Below are 18,322 nucleotides of genomic sequence, written 5' to 3' on the forward strand. Positions count from 1 at the left end.
CCTACCATTGACCAGGTGACTTCCGAAGCGACCAGCCGCCGCCGAACTCCGGAACCGACGACGCCGGCCGCTCTCGGGCTCCCCGCCGAACCGGTGCAGGCGGGGCCCGGGGCCCCGGCGGCCGCGCACGTCCGCGCCAAACTCGATCACGAACTGCGCGAACTGCTGGCCCGCGAACCGGGCGCCAGGGCCGGGGCCGATCCGGAGGAACTGCACCAGATGCGCGTCGCGCAGCGGCGGATGCGGAGCGTGCTGAAATCGACCAGCGCGCTGGTCGGACCCACCGCCGAACCGGTGCGCGCCGACCTCGGCTGGCTGGGCCAGGTGCTCGGCGAGGTCCGCGACTACGACGTGCTGATCGGCCACCTGCGCGAGGTGATCGCCGAGTTCGACGTCCGCGACCAGCCCGCCGGCCGACGGCTGGTGTCCCGCTTCGTCTCCGAACGCGCCACCGCCCGCCGCCGGCTGAACCGGGCGCTGTCGAGCCCCCGGTACGCGACCCTGCTGCAGAGCATCGCCCAGCTGTCCCGCACCGCCGAGCACGAGATCGACGAGACTCCGTCCGAGAAGCCCGGGTTGACCGCCGACGTGCGCAAGCCGTACCGCAAACTCGCCCGCGCGGTCGCCGCACTTCCCCCGAATCCCCCGGACGACGACCTGCACGCGCTGCGCATCCACGGCAAGAAACTCCGCTACACCGCCGAATTGGCCCGGTCCGCGGCGAAGAAGAAACAGGCCGCGAAGCTGTCCGAGCTGATCAAGGCGACCCGCAAATTCCAGACCGTGCTGGGCGAGCACCAGGACGCGGTCTTCGCCGCGGAGAAGGTACGCGGCGTGCTGGCCAACGCGGACGCCGAGATCGGCTTCGTCGCGGGCCGGATCGTCGAGCACGAACTCGCCAAACGCGCCCGCGCCCGCGCCACCTGGCTCGACGTATGGCACCGCATCGAAGCCGCCGAGCACGCGGTCTCGTGAGTGTTTATCCCGGTTCTAACCGGGATAAACACTCACGACACTGACCACACGTATCCGTCCGGCCGCACGAGAACCCGCTTCCCCGGCGCACCCGCATACGCGGCATACGCGTGCCCGCCCGCGTCCACGAACTCCCCCGTGGCCCCCTTCGGCAGAATCCGATACGCCGGATGCTCCGTCCCGAGCGGCCCGTCGCCGAAGACCAGTTCTGTCGCATGTGGACCCTGGAACAGTTCGAACAGCCGCACGTTCTTGCCGTTCGCGTCCACGAGCGGCGCGTCCGGGGCCCGATCGCCCGGCTGCAACGCCCCCGTGCCGGCTGGGGACAGCGGTCCGCCCCGGTAAGTCAGATCGAGCTGCAGCGTCTCCGGACCGCGTTCGTGCGCGTCCTCAGCGCCCTCCTTGTACTTCTCCAGCAACGCACTGCTCACCCCGAGCACCCGCGCCGCGACCGCGCGCCGTTCCGCTTCGTAGCTGTCGAGCAGCTCCGGCGATCCGTCGGCGAGCTTCCAGCCGAGGTTGTACGCGTCCTGCACGCCGGTGTTCAGCCCCTGTCCGCCGGTCGGCGGGTGGACGTGCGCGGCGTCCCCGGCGAGGAACACCCGGCCCCGCCGGAAGGCCGCGGCCAGCCGGATATTCGGCCGCCACACCGTGGACCACGCCAGGTCGAGCAGCCGGACCCCGCCGCCGGACACCCGGTCCAGGTGCTCCTGCAACGCGCTCAGCGAGGTTCCCGCGTCGCCGTCTCCGAGCGGGGAGGCGAACTGGAAGTACGGCGTGCCCGGAAGCGGCGTGAACGCGACCCCGGACATCGGCTCGTCCGCCTTCGCGAACCAGTACCCCGAGGCAGGGTCGAGCCCCTCCGCCGAGACGTCGCCCAGCAGCATCCGGATCGACTCGTCAGTGGTCCCCTCGAACGCGATCCCCAGCGCCTTGCGCACGAAGCTCTTCCCGCCGTCCGCGCCGACCAGGTAGTCCACGCGCACCGTCTCCCCCGTCGACAGCTCCGCGGTGACGCCCTCCTCGTCCTGGGCGAACCCGGTCAGCGCGGTGTTCAGCTCCACCCGCACGCCGAACTCGGCCAGCCGGTCCCGGAGGATCCCCTCGGTCTGCGACTGGCCGAGGACCCAGGCGTTCGGATACGGCACCGCGGGGGTCGGCTCGACCGGCTCGGCCATCCGCCGCGCCATGGTGAACTCCCCGTCCAGGTACACCCGCATCGGAAACGGCGGCGCACCCGCGGCGAGCACCGCGTCCAGCACGCCCAGATCCTCGAACACCTCCAGCGTGCGCGGCTGCAGCCCGTCGCCGCGCGAGCCGATGAAGTACTCCTCCGCCTTGTCCACCACGCGCACGCCGACCCCGCGCCGCGCCAGCTCGATCGCCAGCGTGAGCCCGGTCGGGCCCGCTCCCGCCACCAGCACCGTCATGTCCTCGCCCCTTGTCAGTGAATTAGAATTCAGTGAATCTGGATTCAGAGTGCCCGCTGATAGCGTTCGCGTCAAGGGAGGTGCGGGATGACTGCGACGAGCCGCCGGGACAAAGCCGCCGAAACGGAAACGGCGCTGAAGGAAGCGGCCAAGCGCGTGTTCGCGGCCAAGGGCTACCTGAACACGAAGATCACCGACATCACCAAGGAAGCCGGGCGCGCCGCGGGGTCGTTCTACAACCACTTCGCGAGCAAGGAGGAACTGCTGGTCGCGCTGCTGGCCGACCTGTCCGCGGCCAGCGACGAGCAGGCCACGCGCGACGACCACCTGTCCGACTTCAGCGACCCGGCCGCGGTCCGCTGGCACGTGCGGCAGTACTGGAACTTCTACCGCGCGAACGCGCCCACCATGGTCGCGCTGCACCAGGCGGCGATGGTGAACGAGGACTTCGCCGCCACCTACGCGAACTTCGGCGTCAGCGAGGCCGTGGACGTCGAACGCCACCTCGAATACGTCACCGCGGCCGGCTACCGGCTCCCGGCGAGCCCCCAGCTCAGCATCGCGATGATGTACCAGCTGATCCACAACTTCGCGCAGATGTGGCTGATGAGCCCGCCGCCCGCGGGCTGGACCCCGCCGTCGGACGAGGAAGCGGTGGAGGCGCTGACGCGGTTCGTCTACCGCGGTTTCACCGGCCGCGACTACTGAGGCCAGGTCCGGCGGGATGCCGAGGTCAGAGAGAGGCGCACGCGTCGCGGGGGAGAGCCGCTGCGGAGAACCCCAGGCGAGGCGAGCACGCGCTGGAGGGCTGGGCTCCCGCGAAGTGCATGCGGGGGACCCTAGGGGAATCAGTTTCCCCAGAAGGTGTTGTGAAACTTGGTGATCGGCTCGGTGTGTCGAGCCGCTGCTGCCGAGGGCTCATCCGGGTCTGGCGGGCGGCCGCGGGTGCATTCGCGTCGGCTGGTGATCGACACGATCAGTGATGTGCTGGTCAGCGGGTGCGCGTGGCGGATGGCACCGCGTGATCTCGCGCTGTGGACCACGGCGTACCGGGTGTTCGCGGCCTGGACCGCGGACGGCATCTAGCAGCGGATCCACGACGTGCTGCGCGACGCGGTCCGCGTGCGCGACGAGCGGGACCCGCAGCCCTCGAAGGCGGTGCAGGACCGGCCCGGAGACCGCCGCATCCTGGGCGGGATCCGGGCACGGTCTCCGCTGCTCGGCCTGGTGTGGGTGGACGGCGGCTGCGTCAACTCGAAAGACGCCACGCTCGTGGCCTGGGCTCGAGAGAACGAGAACGTCGAGATCGTGGCGGTGCCGCACAACGCCGATGTGGCAGGCTTCCAGGTGCTGCCCCGACGGTGGGTGGTGGAACGAACCGTCAGCTGGCTGACGAGGCGGGAGGCGCTTGACCCGCGATTACGAACGCAAGACAGCGCACGCCGAGGCCATGATCCAGTTCGCGAAGATCCGGCTGATGGCCGCTCGCCTCGCCGACGAACACATCGAACCCCACGGCCCATCGAAACCGAAGCAGCCCGCCGCCCAGCAGAAGCAACAACTAACCACCCAGGTTCCGCAACACCCTCCCAGGGTTCTCCGCACGGACTGCGCAGGCGCTAGCCCTGCGCCAACCGCTCCGCGGCGGCCTCGATGCGCTCGTCCGTGGACGTCAGCGCGACCCGCACGTGCTCCTTGCCCGCGGGACCGTAGAAGGTGCCCGGCGCGACCAGGATCCCGCGCTCGGCGAGCCATTCCACCGTGGCCTGCGCGGATTCCCCGCGGGTGGCCCAGAGATACAGCCCAGCCTCGGAATGCGTGATTTCAAACCCGTTGTCCTGCAACGCCTTCCGCAGCACCACGCGCCGTGCGCGGTAGCGTTCGCGTTGCTCGGCAAGGGCTTCGTCGTCGGTCAGCGCGGCCACCATCGCCTGCTGCACCGGACGCGGCACGATCATGCCGGCGTGCTTGCGCACCTCCAGCAGGGTCTTCACCAGCTTCGGGTCGCCGGTCACGAAACCGGCGCGGTAGCTGGCGAGATTCGCCGACTTGGACAGCGAATGCACCGCGAGCAGGCCGTCCGTCTGTCCACCGTGGACGGACGGATGCAGCACCGACAGCGGTTCCGCCTCCCAGCCGAGCGAGAGGTAGCACTCGTCGGACACCACGACAGTGCCGCGCTCGCGCGCCCATTCGACCACCTTGCGCAGGTGGTCGACGCCGAGCACGCGGCCGGTCGGGTTCGACGGCGAGTTGAGCCAGATCATCGCCGGGCGGCGCGGGCCGAGCTGGGTCAGCCCGTCCGCGCGCACCACCTCGGCTCCCGCGAGCAGCGCGCCGACCTCGTACGTCGGATACGCCAGCTCCGGGATGACCACCACGTCGCCCGGTCCGAAGCCGAGCAGCCGCGGCAGCCAGGCCACGGCCTCTTTCGAACCGATCGTCGGCAGCACCGCGTCCGGTTCGACCCCGGTGATCCCGTACCGCCGCCGCACTGCCGTGACGGCCGCTTCGCGCAGCTCAGGCGTGCCGTGCGTGGCCGGGTAGCCGGGGATCTCCGACACCGACGCGAGCGCGGCGCGGATCGAGTCCGGCACCGGGTCGACGGGCGTGCCGACGGAAAGGTCGACGATGCCCCCGGGATGCGCCTGCGCGCGGGCCTTGACCTCGGCGAGCGAATCCCAGGGGAAGTCGGGCAGCCGGGTCATTCGCCCTGCGGGGGCAGAGCCTTGATGAACCCCGGGTCGTGCGCGGTCTTGCCGACCTTGGAGGCGCCGCCGGGCGAGCCCAGCTCGTTGAAGAAGTCGACGTTCGCCTTGGTGTAGTCGGACCAGTTGTCCGGGACGTCGTCCTCGTAGTAAATGGCCTCGACCGGGCAGACCGGCTCGCAGGCGCCGCAGTCGACGCACTCGTCCGGGTGGATGTACAACATCCGCTCGCCCTCGTAGATGCAGTCCACGGGGCACTCGTCGATACACGCCTTGTCGAGCACGTCGACGCAGGGCTCGGCGATCACGTAGGTCACTGCGTACTCCTGGCTTCTCCTGCTGGGCCGGTCGGTGCGGACATTACGCGCTTCCCTGGCCCCCGGTGGTGGTTAGGCGACCCTTATCCCACCCCTGGAAACGGGGCGGATCCGCGCCGCTCAGCGGTCCCGGCGACGCGGTTTCGGCGCGTTCCGGGCATCGCCGGTAATCGTGAAGGCGGGTCCGGCGGGCCTGCCGTCCTCGCGTTTCTCCTCGAGAGTCCGCTTGAACCCGTCGGCGATCTCGTCGACAAGCTCATCGTTGTGCCGGTCGTCCTTGCGCGCGTAGCTCATGGGTTCTCCTGCGGAACGGGACAGCTCTCTCCGTCACAATCTAACCGTGAACACCCGGGAAAAGCTCGAAATCGTGTGCGCGAAAGCGTGGCCGGCGGTGGTCGAGGAGCCGCTCGGGGAATGGACTTTGCGCTGGGCGGACGGCTTCACCGGGCGCGCGAACAGCGCACTCGCCGTCGGCGACCCCGGCCGCCCGGTCCGGGAAGCGCTCGAGGCCGTGTGTGACTTCGCCCACGCCCGCGGCATTCCGCCCGCGGTTCAGGTGCTGGAGGACAGCGAACTGGAGCGCGAGGTGGCCGCGGCGGGCTGGCGCGAGCAGGTCGAGCACGCCGCCGGATACCGGGTTTCGGTACTGACCGGTCCGCTGCCGTCCGGGCCTTCGCGCGGCGCCGAGGTGCTCGACCAGGCGACGCCGGAATGGTGGGAGCTGGCCGAGAACACCACTGAGCCGAGTCCCGCCCAGCGGCACGTCGTGACCACCGGAAAGGTCGGCTACGGCGTCGTGACAGCCGACGGGACGACTGCGGGGGCGGTGCGGGGCGCGATCGTGGACGGCTGGCTGCACGTCGCCCGCCTCGCGGTCGCACCGGCGTTTCGCCGCCGGGGTCTGGCCACCACGGTGCTGCACGCGCTCGCCGACTGGGGCCGCGCGCACGGCGCCGATAAGTGGGTCCTGCAAGTGGCGGCGGGCAACACCGGCGCGCTGGCGTTGTATTCCGCGCTGGGCTGTTCGGAGCACCACAGGTACCGGTACTGGGGCCCGGCGCCGCGGACGTGCGAGGATCGCCAGTCGTGAAGATCGTCGTACTGGTTGGCGGGGTGGGCGGCGCCCGCTTCCTGCTCGGGGTCAAGACCGCGCTCGGACTGCCCGCGATCGGCTCGGAAGGGTCGGCCGAGTCTCCGCACGAGATCACCGCGCTGGTGAACACCGGCGACGACGTGTGGATGCACGGCCTGCGCATCTGCCCGGATCTCGACACCTGCATGTACACCCTCGGCGGCGGCATCGACACCGAACGCGGCTGGGGGCACGCGGGCGAGACCTGGACGGTCAAGGAGGAACTCGCCGCCTACGGCGCGGAGCCGACCTGGTTCGGGCTCGGCGACAAGGACATCGCGACGCACCTGATCCGGTCGCGGATGCTGCGCGCGGGTTATCCGCTGTCCCAGGTCACCGAGGCGCTGTGCGACCGCTGGCAGCCCGGCGTGCGGCTGCTGCCGATGACGGACGACCGGGTCGAGACCCACGTCGTGATCGACGATCCGGAGAACCCGGAGCAGCGCAAGGCCGTGCACTTCCAGGAGTGGTGGGTGCGCTACCGGGCAGGCGTGCCCGCGCATTCGATCGTCGCGGTCGGCAACGACGAGGCCAAGCCCGGTCCGGGCGTGCTCGAAGCGCTGGCCGAGGCGGACGTCGTGCTGTTCGCGCCGTCGAACCCGGTCGTGTCGGTCGGCACGACGCTCGGGGTGCCCGGGGTGCGCGACGCGTTGCGGAAGTCCCGCGCGAAGGTCGTCGGGGTGTCGCCGATCATCGGCGGGAAAGCGTTGCGCGGCATGGCCGACGCGTGCCTCACCGCGATCGGCGTGGAAACCTCGGCGGAGGCGGTCGGCCGCCATTACGGCGCGCGTTCGGAAGGCGGCGTGCTCGACGGCTGGCTCGTCGCGCCGGAGGATCACGAGGTCACGGTGCCCGGCGTGGACGTGCGCGCGGTGCCGCTGCTGATGTCCGATGTGGACGCGACGGCGGACATGGTCCGCGCGGCGCTCGACGTGGCTGGAGTTTCTAGTGTCTGATTCGGCGCGGCCTGATCACGCTTCCCAGAAGATCGAGATCCTGCCGGTCCCCGGGCTGCCGGAGTTCCGTCCCGGGGACGACCTGACCGGTGCGATCGTGGCCGCCGCGCCGTGGCTGCGTTCCGGCGACGTGGTCGTGGTGACCAGCAAGGCGTTTTCGAAGATCGAGGGCCGGCTGGTGCGCGTGCCGAGCGATCCCGAGGCCCGGGACGCGGCGCGGCGCAAGCTGGTCGAGGAAGAATCGGTGCGGGTGGTCGCCCGGATCGCGCGCACGATGATCACCGAGAACCAGCTGGGCATCGTCCAGGCGGCGGCCGGGATCGACGCGTCGAACGTGCGCGGCGACGAGGTGGCGCTGCTGCCCGCGGACCCGGACGCGTCCGCTTTGGCTCTGCGCAACGGTTTGCGGGAACGGCTGGGCGTCGAGGTGGCCGTGGTCGTCACCGACACCATGGGCCGGGCCTGGCGAGTCGGCCAAACCGACGCCGCGATCGGCGCGTCCGGCCTGCGCGTGCTGCACGGGTACGCCGGACAGGTCGATTCGCAGGGAAACGAGCTGGCGGTCACGGAAATCGCGATCGCGGACGAGATCGCCGCCGCGGCGGATCTGGTCAAGGGCAAGCTCGGCGGACTGCCGGTGGCGGTCGTGCGCGGACTGCGGATCCACGACGACGGTTCCACCGCGCGCGACCTGATCCGCCCGATCGAAACCGACCTCTTTCGCTTGGGCACCAACGAAGCCCTCGCGCAGGGCCGCCGGGAAGCCGTGCCGCACCGGCGTTCCGTCCGGCAGTTCAGCGACGAGCCGGTGGATCCGGAAGCGATGCGCCGCGCGGTCGCGTCCGCGCTCACCGCGCCCGCGCCGCACCACACGCACCCGGTGCGGTTCCTCTGGCTGCGCGACGAAGGCCTGCGCCGCAAACTCCTCGACGCGATGCGCGCGTCCTGGGAAGCCGACCTGACCAGCGACGGCTTCACCCCGGAGCAAATCGCGAAACGCCTGTCCCGCGGCGACATTCTCTATCGCGCGCCGGAACTGGTGATCCCCTTCCTGGTGCCCGAAGGCGCGCACACCTATCGTGACGACCGGCGAAACCGGCACGAGCGCACCATGTTCACCGTCGCCGCCGGTGCCGCCGTGCAGGGCCTGCTGGTCGCGCTGGCCGCCGAGGACCTCGGCTCGTGCTGGATCGGCTCGACCATTTTCGCCGCCGACCTTGTTCGGTCCACTTTGGACTTGGACGACCAGTGGCATCCGCTCGGCGCGGTCGCGATCGGGCACGCGGCCGAACCCGCTCCCCCGCGCGGACCGCTGACCACCGGCGATTGGCTGATCGAACGATGACCCTGCACGAATCCGCCGTCGCCGAGCTGAGCGGCTGGAAGCCGGCGGAACCGGCGCAAGAGTCGCTGCGGCAAGCATTTCTCGGCTTTCTCGCTTCGCGGCCGGACACCTGCCAGCGCTCCTGCGAAGCCGGGCACCTGACCGCGTCCGCGGTGGTCCTCGACTCGACCGGCACGCAGGTCCTGCTGACCCTGCACCCGCGCGTCGGCCGTTGGCTGCAGCTCGGCGGGCACTGCGAACCGTCCGACGCGTCGCTGGCCGAGGCCGCGCTGCGCGAGGCGACCGAGGAGTCCGGCATGAGCGGCCTGGTCATCGGGGAAACGCCGGTGCACCTGGACGTGCACCCGATCACCTGCTCCCTCGGCGTCCCGACCAGGCATTTCGACGTCCGTTACGTCGTGCATGCACCGCCCGGCGCGGAACCGGTGCGCAGCGAGGAGTCCGACGACCTGCGCTGGTGGCCGGTGGACGCGCTGCCCGCGGGTTCGGAAGATCTGGCCGAACTGCTCGCGGCGGCCCGTTAACCTGGACGCATGGACCTGGCACGCCCGCACCTGCACCCGGGCGACACCGGCGCGGCCATCAGCGGATGGGTGGTGCTGATCGGCTTCGCGGTGGCGTTCGCGCTGCTGGCGCTGGGCATTGTGGTGAGCATCCGGAAGAAACGGCGGCAACGATGAGCATCACCTACGACCCGGCTTCGCCCGTTCCGCCGTTCGAACAGGTCCGGACGTCGCTGGCCAACCAGATCAACGACGGCACCCTCGCGGTCGGCACGAAACTCCCGACGGTGCGCGGACTGGCCGCGGAACTGGGCATCGCCCCGAACACGGTGGCCCGCGCCTACCGAGAACTGGAGGAAGCCGGTCTGCTGGAAACCCGAGGCAGAGCAGGCACTTTCGTCGGCGCGACCGGCGACGAGACACTGTCCCGAGCCCAAGCCGCCGCGGCCACGTACGCCGAGGTGATCCGGGGGTTGGGCTTGTCAGCAGAACAAGGCGTGGCGATCGCGGCGGCAGCCCTGCGCTGATCGCGGCGAGGAATTAGCATCTGGTTTTGTCCGTGCCCGACCCGATGGGAACCTCATGCTGAACTACGTCCTGCCGGGCGCGCTCGTCCTGTTGCTGGTAGTCGTCCTGATCCTGAAATTCACGGTGGGGCGGCCTAAGCAGCCGCCGCAGGCTGGGCCGGGACAGTACCCGGGGCAGCAGGGGCCCGGTGCTCCGTATGGTCAGCAGCCGCAGGGGCAGTATCCGCAGCAGCACTATCCGCCGCAGAATCCGCAGGGCTGACCCGCTTCGTCCTGCGACAAAGCCTTGACCAGGGGAGGGTCTTCATGGCTGTACAACCGTGGCATCTCATCATCCTGCTGCTGATAGCAGGCCTGGTATTCGCGATCGTGCGCGCTTCGGCCAAGAAGAAGCAAGGCCCGCCGCCGGGCTACTTCCCGCCGCAGCAGGGCTATCCGCCGCCCGGCCAGGGCAATCCCCCGCCGGGACCGCAGCAGGGCTATCCCGTCCAGAACTACCCCGGCTATCCGCAGCCCGGCCCGCAGTACCCGCCACAGCCCGGTGTCCCGCCGCAGAACCCGCAGTATCCGTACCCGCCGCAGGGCCCCGGTCGGTAGTCAGACCGCGACACTCCGGTCAGGCACTCACATCGCCCGGTAATCCCGCAGCTCAATCCGCGGCCCGAACCGCGGCCGCCGAGCCCCGGCTGCCGCCAGGTACCGGATCGCTCGCTGTCGTTGCGGTGCGTACGGCGCGAGCACCTCCGCCATCTCCGCGTCGTCGATCTTCCGGCCGAGCAGCGTGTGCCCGACCACCGCCGGGATGTTGTAGTCGCCGAAGCTGACCGCGTCCGGATCGCCCCACGCGCGCTGGGCGATCTCCGCCGCCGTCCACACGCCGATGCCGCGCACCTTCCGCAGCCACGCGCGTCCCTCGACCCCGCGCAAATGCACCGCTTCTTCGAGCCGCGGAGCGACCCGGGCCGCCTCGATCAGGGCCGAGCGGCGCTTCACGTCCACCCCGATCTTGTGCCAGTTCCAGTCCACAATGGACCGAATGGCGACCGGGTCCGGCGGCACCCGCAGGAAGTCCGGTCCCGGCCCGGGAGCGCGCGTGCCGAACCACCGGCACAGCTCCGCCCACGACCGGATCGCTTCCTTGCCGCTCACCTTCTGTTCGAGGACCGCCAGCACCAGCGCGTCCCACACCCGGCCGGTCGAGCCGAGCCGCAGCCCTGGCGTATCGCGGCGAGCCGCGGCGATCACGTCGTGGTGCGCGACGAATCCGGTGTCGTCATCGTCCGCGCCGAGCAGCGCGGGCACGCCGTCGAGCAGGAACTCCGCGCCCTCGCCCCAAGCCTCGGCCTCGACGACGCCGTCCGGCCGGTGCAGCAGCGCCAGCGTTCCCTTGCCGCCGGGCGTGTTCGCGGCCAGCCACCAGACGCCGCGGTCGCGCCGGAAGTTCAGCGACCCGCGCCCACGGCTCAGCGGACCCAGCACTTGCGCCAGATCCACCGGAAACCCCGGACGCCACTCCATCACGCGTCGCTCGAAAACCGGATGCCGCCGTCCGGCACCGAAACTCCGGGCCAGATCCGCACGCCGTCGAGCAGTTCGCAGCGCGCGCCCACCGACGCGCCGTCGCCGAGCACCACGCCGCGCAGCACCGCACCCTCGCCGACCCGCGCGCCGCGGCCCAGCACCGAATTCTCCACAATCGCATCCGGGCCGATCACCGCGTCGTCGAACACGACCGAACCGGACACCGTCGCGTCCTTCCCGACGACGGCCCGGGCACCGATCGTCGTCCCGCCGGCGAGTTTCGCTCCGGCGGCGACGGAAGCTCCGTCCAACGCCAGAAACTCGCCGGTCGGGCCGGTCAGCGCGGACGTCGGCGCGACGCCGCGGACCAGATCGGCGCTGCCGCGGACGAAAGCCTCCGGAGTGCCGACGTCGAGCCAGTACGAAGCGTCGACAAATCCGTGCAGATGCGCGCCGTTTTCGAGGAGCCCGGGGAACGTCTCGCGTTCGACCGACACCCGCCGCCCGGCCGGGATGGTCTCGATCACCGGACGGCGGAAGACGTAGCAGCCGGCGTTGATCTGGTCGGTCGGCGGATTCGGCGTCTTCTCCAGGAAGGCGGTGACGCGCCCGTCTGGGTCGGTCGGCACCGAACCGAACCGGCTCGAATCCGGGACGCGCTGCAGGTGCAGCGTCACGTCCGCGCCGGAGTCGAGGTGGGTGCGCAGCTGGGCGTGCAGGTCGGCCCCGGAGAGGATGTCGCCGTTGAAGACGATCGCGTGGTCGGCGCGGAGCCGGTCGTAGACGTTGCGGATGGCGCCGCCGGTGTCGAGCGGCTCCTCCTCCACCACGTACTCGAGTTCGAGACCGTGCGCGGACCCGTCGCCGAAGTACTCCTCGAACACCTCGGCCCGGTACGACGTGCCGAGCACCACGTGCCGGATCCCGGCCGCGCGGATGCGGGAGAACAGGTGGCTCAGATACGGCGTGCCCGCCGTCGGCAGCATCGGCTTCGGCGCGGACAGCGTGAGCGGGCGCAGCCGCGTGCCCTGGCCGCCGACCAGTACGACGGCGTCGACCTCGACCTCGGACGTCACAGAAATCTCCTTTGTATCACGCACCGCTGAGCGACAAGCCGCGGGAAACGTGGGCGGCGCGGGCCCCGAGGGCCTACCCTAGACAGGAAACAGGCGGGCCTTTCCCGAGAGGCCCCGGGTCAGTCGGGAGGCCGAGGGGAATGGACCCCCGCGATCGCGCGGACGCTCTGCTCGCACGCGCACGATCCCGCGGCGCCTTCGTGGTGACGCCGGACAACATGACGTCTCCGATGGATTCCTCCAGCACCCAGCAGATCTCCGCCTCGGTGGTCTCCGGGCTGGACCCGGACACGACGACGCAGCTGCCCGCGTCGCTGATCGAAGAGAACGACCATCCGCTGGCCGCGGGCACGCGCACCCAGCCGTCGCCGCATCCGCTGGCCCAGCCGACGCCGACGCGGCCGCTCGAGGTCCCGGGCCCGCAGAACACCGCGCCGCAGCCGACGGTGCCGAGCCCGGCCGGTCCGCAGCCGACGACGCCGCTGGTCCCGCGCCCGCAGGCGAAGCCGGTGGCGAGCCCGCTGAAGGAACCGGCCGAGGAGGAAATGACCGGCCTGGTCCCGACGATCAAGCAGAACAGCGGACGGTCCAATCTGTCCCGGCGGCTCGACGGGCTGTGATCTTCGCGGGGTTCCGCGGCTGATCTTGACGACCGCGAAGGGTTGCCTCGGCTGAGCATCCGGAAGGCCGGGTGTCCTTTGCGGACCTCAGCCCTTGCGCGTCTCCAGCTTCACCCGCAGCGCCAGCCCCAGCTTCACCGCCGCCAGCACCGGCTTCCACCGCAGTCCCTGGTGCCGGTCGGCGAGGTAGCGGTAGGCGCTCGCGTGGTGGGCGCGCAGCATTTTCGCCGACGCGCGCGCCGTCGAGTGGCCGCCGATGTGCATCACGCTCGACGACGGCGCGTAGACGTTCTGCCAGCCCGCCTTCGCGAGCCGGTCGCCGAGGTCGACGTCCTCGAAGTACATGAAGTAGCGGGTGTCGAAGCCGCCGACGGAGTCGAACGCTTCGCGCCGGAAGAGCTGGCAGGAGCCGGACAGCCAGCCGGACGTGCGCTCGGTCGGCGCGGCGTTCTCCTGGCGGTATTCGCGGGTCCACGGGTTGCCCGGCCAGATCTTGCCGAACACCGCGTGCCCGATCCCGCGCCCGAACGACGGCAGCAGCCGCGCGGACGGGTAGACGGTCCCGTCGAGGTCGTGGATCAGCGGCCCGAACGCGCCCCCGCGCGGCCAGCGCTGGGCGACCTCGAGCAGCGCGTCGAGCGAACCCGGCTCCCATTCGAGGTCCGGGTTGACCACGACGACCCAGCCGTAGCTGTCGTCGAGCGCCGCGACGCCGCGGTTGGCGGCCGTCCCGTAGCCGACGTTCTCGCCGATGCTGACCAGCGTGACGTTCTCGCGTTCGGCGGCCTTCTCCGGCGCACCGTCGGTGGACGCGTTGTCGGCGACGACGACGTGCACGTCGCGGTCAGTCGCCTTGTCGAGCGTGTCGAGGAACTTCTCGAGCGTTTCGCCGGGGAAGTAGGTCACGGTCACGACGCCGACGCGGTCACCATACGTGCGCTGCTCAGTCACCGCGCCATTGTCCACTGCTCACGGACGGCTACGTCAGCCCACCGACCCGGTCACCCGACGTGACCTCTCAACTGCGCCAGTTCGTCGTCGATGAGCAGGCCCGGGTCGAACTTCATCCCGGTGAAGTGGCCGGCCAATTCGAGCGACAGCACCCCGTGCAGGCGGGTCCAGAAGGCCAGCGCGAGCCGTGCCGCGCCGGTGCTGACGGTGTCGCGCCCGACCCACTCGCGATGGGTTTCCAGGTGGGCTTGGAAGGGCGTCGACTCCGGTTCGCCCTCCCGCGCACTCGCCTCGAGCAGGACTTCCATCACCTCGTTGGAGATCGCCGTCGTGTCCGGCGGCGCGTGGTAGCCGGGCACCGGCGTGCCGTAGAGGAGGAAGTAGCGCTGCGGATCGGCCTTGGCCCAGTCCCGGATGACGTGCGCCAGGGCGAGCAGGTCCGCCCCGGAATCCGCCGCCGCCCGGACGGTGTCGGCGAGGCTGCGGAACGCGTCGCGGATCAACGCGGTGATCAGCTCGTCCCGGCCGCGGTAGTACCGGTACAGCGCGGGGACGGTCATGCTCATCTGCTTGGCGATCGCGGTGAGCGACAGCGCGGGCAGCCCCGCTTCGGCGATCTGCTGTCGCGCGTGCTGCTTGATCTCCTCGCGGACCTGCGCGCGGTAGCGCTCCCGCGGTGCCTGTTCGGCCATCGGCTGGTTCCCTTCGTTTCCTCTCCGGGCAGTGTAGTTAAGCCCCTTCACTTCCGCTATTGACGTTCACGATCGCGGGCCGGTACGGTCTTCCTTGGAGTTAATAGCATTAACTACAACTAAGGGGACTCACTATGCTGAACCTGCGCGCCGCACTGCTGGCCGTTCCGCTCGCCGCCGGGCTGCTCGGTGCCGCACCTGCCCAAGCCGCCACCACGAATTCCCTTACCTGCCAAGGAAAAGGCATCGACCCGACGGCGCGGCTGCACCACCGCGCGGAAACCTTCGTCAAAGCCCCGCTGAGCACCGTGTGGCGGCTGCACACCCGCGTCGAAAGCTGGCCGGACTGGCAGAAATCGGTGACGAGCATGAAGCGCCTCGATCCGGGTCAGTGGCATCCCGGTTCGCGATTCCGCTGGACCACGCCCGCTCCGGCCACGCCCTCGACCCCGGCCACCACGCTGGTCATCACGTCGACCGTCCACCAGCTCGAGCCCGGCCAGTGCGTCCGGTGGTCCGGCCCGGCGATCGGCCAGGGCCTGCGCATCGACCGGGGAACCCACGTGTGGAACTTCGTCCCGGTGCCCGGCGGGGTCCTCGTCCGCACCGAAGAAAGCTGGACCGGCCAGCAGATCGAGGCCGACCCGGCCACCGCGCGCAAGTACCTGGCCCAGGGGCTGGACCTCTGGCTCGCCGATCTCAAGACCGCCGCCGAAGCCCGCTGCCAGCACTGAATCCACTGAATCCCCGAAGGAGAATCGTCATGTCCGCTTCCCGTGCCTCGCTGCCCATTCTGCTCACCGCCTGGTCCGTCCCCGCGCTGGTCCTCGGGCAGTTCGCGTTGCTCTCCGGAATTCCGCTGATCGCGCTTCTCGTCTCCAGCCTGCGCAAATCTCAGCCTCGGGCGCTGCGCTGGTGGTCCGCCGGACTTGCCGCGGTCTATCTCGGGGTGCTCGCGCTTTGGGCGTTAAGTCCGGAAAGCGCGCCGAGTTTGTCCAAGTCCATGAATCCGGCGGTAACCGCATTCTTCGTCGCGAGCGGAGTCGCGGTCGCAATAGCCCACCACGTGCGCGTAATCTCGAAACCACAGCCGTGAAAAGGGGGCCGATGAAAACCGTCGCCATCGAAGAGCACTGGACCACTCCCGGCATCGACCGGATGCTGCGCACCGAATCCGGCGATCCGAGCATCGCCCTCAACGACCGGGGCGACCTTCCCGAGCGGCTGCTCGACATCGGCGACCAGCGTGTCGCGTGGATGGACGAGGCGGGCATCGACGTCCAGATCCTCTCGATCGCGCCGCCCGGCACGCACGGATGCCCGGCCCCGCAAGGCATCGCACTGAGCCGGGAGGCGAACGACCTCGTCAGCGAGGCTGTCGCAAAGCATCCCGAACGCTTCCGCGCCATGACGACGCTGCCGATGTCCGATCCGGACGCGGCGCTCGCCGAACTGCACCGCACCGCCAAGGATCCGGCGCACGTCGGAATCATGTCGTACGGCCGCAGCGGCGATCGCCCCCTCGACGACCCCGCGTACGACGAACTGCTCGGCGCGGCCGCCGCACTGGGCCGGCCGGTGTTCGTCCACCCGCAGATCCCGGCGGAGCCCGTGCGCCAGGCTTCCTACCGCGGCTTCAGTCCGGAACTCGACCTAGCGCTGGCGACGTACGGCCTCGGCTGGCACTACGAAGCCGGGCTCGCCGTCATCCGGCTGATCCTGCGCGGAACGTTCGACCGCCATCCGGAGCTGCAGGTCGTCCTCGGCCACTGGGGCGAGGTGGTTCTCTTCGCACTGGACCGCATCGACAGCCTGTCGCATACGGCCACGCATCTCGAGCGGCGCGTCTCCGAGTATTTCCGCACCAATATCCACCTGGCGACCAGCGGAATGCTCGTGCCCCGAATGCTGCGCAACGCACTCGAATACACGACCGCCGACCGGATCCTGCTGTCCGGCGATTACCCGTTCCATCAGGTCAACGCCACCGCGGTCACGGAATTCCTGGAGAAATTGCCCAACGAGGAAGACCGGGAAAAGATCGCGCACGCCAACGCGGAAGCCCTTTACCGGCTCCGTTAACGGTTGCGCAAATGCTGGTGCCAGGCTTTTCCGTAAGCCTCGCGGTGCCGATCCGCCGTTGTCGTCCACGAGAATTCCTTGGCGCGCCGCTGCGCCGCGGAGGCCAGCACCGAGCGACGCGACGGATCGGCCAGCAATTCCGTCAGCGCCGCGGCGACATCGCCCGCGCCGACGCCGCAGTACGCGACCGCGTCGCCGCCGACCTCCGGCAGGGAAAGGCGGCGCGTGGTCAGTACCGCGGCCCCGCAGGCCATCGCTTCGAGCACCGGCAGTCCGAAGCCTTCGCCGAGGCTCGGATACGCCACGAGTTCCGCGCCGCCGAGGAATCCGGCGAGCGTGCCGAACGGCAGGTAACCCGCGCGGATCACGCGAAGCCGGTGCGGCACCGCGTCCAGCGCACGCTCGACTTGAGTGTCCCAACCCGGCTGACCAGCGAGTACGAGCGCCGGAGCGTCCCGCTGCCCGGCGACCGCGCGGGCGTAACCGCGGATCAGCGCGGGCACGTTCTTCCGCGGTTCGAGCGCGCCGAGGAACGCGATGTACGGCGTCGAGCCGAGCCCGATCGCCTTGCGCGCCGCCGCGACCTCCTCCGGCGACGGCGGATGGAACCGCTCGCTGTCGACGCCGTGGTGGATGATCTCCAGCTCCGCCCGCCGCACCGGGGTCACCCGAGCCAGCTCTACCGCGGTCGCGTGACTGGGAACTACGCACAGTGTCGCCCGGCGCAGCGCGGTGGCGGTCCACGCGCGGAAGAACCGGGCCTTGACCGACGAGTGCAGGACCGCGTCGGTGAAGAACGTCGCGTCGTGCAGCGTGACCACCGAAGCGGCCGGGCTGGCGAGCGGCATCGTGTAGTGCGGCGAGTGCACGACGTCGGCCGCGAGCCGGCGCACGAGCCGGGGCAAGGTGGCCTGCTCCCAGGTCAGCCGGGCAGTGCGCGTCGAGGTCGCGGGCGAGGCGGCGACAATGCGGGAACTGGGCGCGAGCTGACCGTAAAGCGGCAGGTCACGCGGCTGGCAGACCACCGTCAGCCGAGCCCCGTCCTGGTCGAGCGCGCCGACGAGCGAGTCCACGTAACGACCGACCCCGCCCCGATCCGCGGGCACCGCGGTCGCGTCGATCAGCACACGGGGATCACCGGTCACGAGTGCAGAGTACGGCGGTCACCCACCGCACAGGTCAGGAACCGGCAAACTGCCGCCGACTCCAGGCGCCGCCACCCTCGCCCACCTGCGCTCACCCGTCTGGGTTCACCCATCCGTGTCACCTCGATCGCAGCCCGAACCCACCGGCTCGACCCGCGGTGCAGCTGCCCGATACCGCCGGACCCTTCGCGCGCCGCCCGAAGCGATCCGCCCGGCCGTCAGCTAGACCGCCGCCCCGCCCACCAGACCACCACGACCAGCTCCGGAACCCGCGCACCCAACTCGGCCTCGCCAAATCGGCCGCTCCGCCAAGCCGCCTCGACCAGCTCCGAAACCCGCGCC

At 70.4% G+C, this 18,322-nt stretch carries 23 protein-coding genes and 1 pseudogene; 15 read left to right on the plus strand and 9 right to left on the minus strand.

Translation table 11 applies throughout. The annotated features are described in order from the left end of the window. Window positions 1-15 precede the first annotated feature (15 nt). Entirely contained in the window at window positions 16-975 is a 960-nt protein-coding gene (locus F9C12_RS18545; RefSeq protein WP_409466713.1) for a CHAD domain-containing protein, read from the plus strand. A 32-nt stretch (window positions 976-1,007) separates the two neighbouring features. Here the strand turns inward: F9C12_RS18545 and F9C12_RS18550 are convergent, their stop codons facing one another. Next, a complete protein-coding gene (locus tag F9C12_RS18550; RefSeq protein WP_409466714.1) occupies window positions 1,008-2,405 on the minus strand; it encodes an FAD-dependent monooxygenase in 1,398 nt (465 codons plus the stop codon). 87 nt (window positions 2,406-2,492) lie between these two features. Between F9C12_RS18550 and F9C12_RS18555 the strand changes: the two genes are divergently transcribed. After that, window positions 2,493-3,113, plus strand: coding sequence for a TetR/AcrR family transcriptional regulator (locus tag F9C12_RS18555; protein WP_409183227.1), 621 nt, complete (start codon window positions 2,493-2,495; stop codon window positions 3,111-3,113). Window positions 3,114-3,335: 222 nt separating this feature from the next. After that, a pseudogene (locus F9C12_RS18560) lies at window positions 3,336-4,028 on the plus strand (transposase); the annotation flags it as partial. Here the strand turns inward: F9C12_RS18560 and dapC are convergent. The 3 genes from dapC to F9C12_RS18575 form a co-directional block, all read right to left on the minus strand. Further along, complete coding sequence (dapC, locus tag F9C12_RS18565; protein WP_409466715.1) at window positions 4,025-5,113, minus strand: succinyldiaminopimelate transaminase; 1,089 nt, start codon at window positions 5,111-5,113, stop codon at window positions 4,025-4,027. The pseudogene F9C12_RS18560 and the gene dapC overlap by 4 nt on opposite strands. Continuing rightward, a complete protein-coding gene (gene fdxA / locus F9C12_RS18570) occupies window positions 5,110-5,430 on the minus strand; it encodes a ferredoxin (protein ID WP_009072848.1) in 321 nt (106 codons plus the stop codon). Before fdxA ends, dapC begins: the two co-directional genes overlap by 4 nt. A gap of 120 nt (window positions 5,431-5,550) precedes the next feature. After that, window positions 5,551-5,724, minus strand: coding sequence for a hypothetical protein (locus F9C12_RS18575; RefSeq protein ID WP_409183229.1), 174 nt, complete (start codon window positions 5,722-5,724; stop codon window positions 5,551-5,553). A gap of 46 nt (window positions 5,725-5,770) precedes the next feature. Here F9C12_RS18575 and F9C12_RS18580 point away from each other — a divergent pair, with 46 nt between their 5' ends. From F9C12_RS18580 to F9C12_RS18615, 8 genes are read left to right on the plus strand one after another with little or no spacing between them, the layout of a single operon-like run. After that, window positions 5,771-6,520 carry a GNAT family N-acetyltransferase gene (locus F9C12_RS18580; RefSeq protein WP_409466716.1) on the plus strand — a complete coding sequence of 250 codons (750 nt, stop codon included), beginning with the start codon at window positions 5,771-5,773 and terminating at the stop codon, window positions 6,518-6,520. Next, the gene (gene cofD, locus F9C12_RS18585; RefSeq protein WP_409183231.1) at window positions 6,517-7,518 is read left to right on the plus strand and encodes a 2-phospho-L-lactate transferase; all 1,002 of its coding nucleotides are present in this window, start codon (window positions 6,517-6,519) and stop codon (window positions 7,516-7,518) included. Before F9C12_RS18580 ends, cofD begins: the two co-directional genes overlap by 4 nt. Continuing rightward, a complete protein-coding gene (locus tag F9C12_RS18590) occupies window positions 7,454-8,863 on the plus strand; it encodes a coenzyme F420-0:L-glutamate ligase (RefSeq protein WP_409183232.1) in 1,410 nt (469 codons plus the stop codon). The genes cofD and F9C12_RS18590 overlap by 65 nt, the downstream gene beginning before the upstream one ends. Then, window positions 8,860-9,387 carry an NUDIX hydrolase gene (locus F9C12_RS18595; RefSeq protein ID WP_409183233.1) on the plus strand — a complete coding sequence of 176 codons (528 nt, stop codon included), beginning with the start codon at window positions 8,860-8,862 and terminating at the stop codon, window positions 9,385-9,387. The genes F9C12_RS18590 and F9C12_RS18595 overlap by 4 nt, the downstream gene beginning before the upstream one ends. A gap of 9 nt (window positions 9,388-9,396) precedes the next feature. Then, window positions 9,397-9,543 carry an LPXTG cell wall anchor domain-containing protein gene (locus F9C12_RS18600; protein ID WP_409183234.1) on the plus strand — a complete coding sequence of 49 codons (147 nt, stop codon included), beginning with the start codon at window positions 9,397-9,399 and terminating at the stop codon, window positions 9,541-9,543. Continuing rightward, window positions 9,540-9,893: a GntR family transcriptional regulator gene (locus F9C12_RS18605; RefSeq protein WP_409183235.1), complete on the plus strand. Its 354-nt coding sequence runs from the start codon at window positions 9,540-9,542 to the stop codon at window positions 9,891-9,893. Before F9C12_RS18600 ends, F9C12_RS18605 begins: the two co-directional genes overlap by 4 nt. Window positions 9,894-9,948: 55 nt before the next feature. After that, window positions 9,949-10,155, plus strand: a complete 207-nt coding sequence (locus tag F9C12_RS18610) for a hypothetical protein (RefSeq protein WP_409466717.1) — start codon at window positions 9,949-9,951, stop codon at window positions 10,153-10,155. A 44-nt stretch (window positions 10,156-10,199) separates the two neighbouring features. Next, a complete protein-coding gene (locus tag F9C12_RS18615; protein WP_409466718.1) occupies window positions 10,200-10,490 on the plus strand; it encodes a hypothetical protein in 291 nt (96 codons plus the stop codon). A gap of 27 nt (window positions 10,491-10,517) precedes the next feature. On the opposite strand, the gene F9C12_RS18620 is transcribed toward F9C12_RS18615, so the two are convergent. Both F9C12_RS18620 and F9C12_RS18625 read right to left on the minus strand, forming a co-directional pair. Beyond that, window positions 10,518-11,411: a DNA-3-methyladenine glycosylase family protein gene (locus F9C12_RS18620; protein ID WP_409466719.1), complete on the minus strand. Its 894-nt coding sequence runs from the start codon at window positions 11,409-11,411 to the stop codon at window positions 10,518-10,520. Continuing rightward, window positions 11,411-12,490, minus strand: coding sequence for a sugar phosphate nucleotidyltransferase (locus F9C12_RS18625; protein ID WP_409466720.1), 1,080 nt, complete (start codon window positions 12,488-12,490; stop codon window positions 11,411-11,413). Before F9C12_RS18625 ends, F9C12_RS18620 begins: the two co-directional genes overlap by 1 nt. Window positions 12,491-12,630: 140 nt before the next feature. On the opposite strand from F9C12_RS18625, the gene F9C12_RS18630 reads away from it, so the two are divergent. Continuing rightward, window positions 12,631-13,110 (plus strand): hypothetical protein, encoded by a 480-nt coding sequence (locus F9C12_RS18630; protein ID WP_409183240.1) that lies wholly within the window; start codon window positions 12,631-12,633, stop codon window positions 13,108-13,110. Between the two features lie 87 nt (window positions 13,111-13,197). On the opposite strand, the gene F9C12_RS18635 is transcribed toward F9C12_RS18630, so the two are convergent. Further along, window positions 13,198-14,061 (minus strand): glycosyltransferase family 2 protein, encoded by an 864-nt coding sequence (locus tag F9C12_RS18635; RefSeq protein WP_409183241.1) that lies wholly within the window; start codon window positions 14,059-14,061, stop codon window positions 13,198-13,200. A gap of 50 nt (window positions 14,062-14,111) precedes the next feature. After that, window positions 14,112-14,753: a TetR/AcrR family transcriptional regulator gene (locus F9C12_RS18640; protein WP_409466721.1), complete on the minus strand. Its 642-nt coding sequence runs from the start codon at window positions 14,751-14,753 to the stop codon at window positions 14,112-14,114. A gap of 134 nt (window positions 14,754-14,887) precedes the next feature. On the opposite strand from F9C12_RS18640, the gene F9C12_RS18645 reads away from it, so the two are divergent. The 3 genes from F9C12_RS18645 to F9C12_RS18655 are packed head-to-tail and all read left to right on the plus strand — an operon-like array spanning window position 14,888 to window position 16,835. Next, a complete protein-coding gene (locus F9C12_RS18645) occupies window positions 14,888-15,487 on the plus strand; it encodes an SRPBCC family protein (protein ID WP_409466722.1) in 600 nt (199 codons plus the stop codon). Between the two features lie 29 nt (window positions 15,488-15,516). Continuing rightward, window positions 15,517-15,849: a hypothetical protein gene (locus F9C12_RS18650; protein ID WP_409466723.1), complete on the plus strand. Its 333-nt coding sequence runs from the start codon at window positions 15,517-15,519 to the stop codon at window positions 15,847-15,849. An 11-nt stretch (window positions 15,850-15,860) separates the two neighbouring features. Further along, window positions 15,861-16,835: an amidohydrolase family protein gene (locus tag F9C12_RS18655; RefSeq protein WP_409466724.1), complete on the plus strand. Its 975-nt coding sequence runs from the start codon at window positions 15,861-15,863 to the stop codon at window positions 16,833-16,835. On the opposite strand, the gene F9C12_RS18660 is transcribed toward F9C12_RS18655, so the two are convergent. Next, entirely contained in the window at window positions 16,832-17,962 is a 1,131-nt protein-coding gene (locus tag F9C12_RS18660; RefSeq protein WP_409186788.1) for a glycosyltransferase family 4 protein, read from the minus strand. The genes F9C12_RS18655 and F9C12_RS18660 overlap by 4 nt on opposite strands. Window positions 17,963-18,322 lie beyond the last annotated feature (360 nt).

The sequence above is a fragment of the Amycolatopsis sp. GA6-003 genome, from assembly GCF_046267895.1.
Lineage (GTDB): Bacteria > Actinomycetota > Actinomycetes > Mycobacteriales > Pseudonocardiaceae > Amycolatopsis.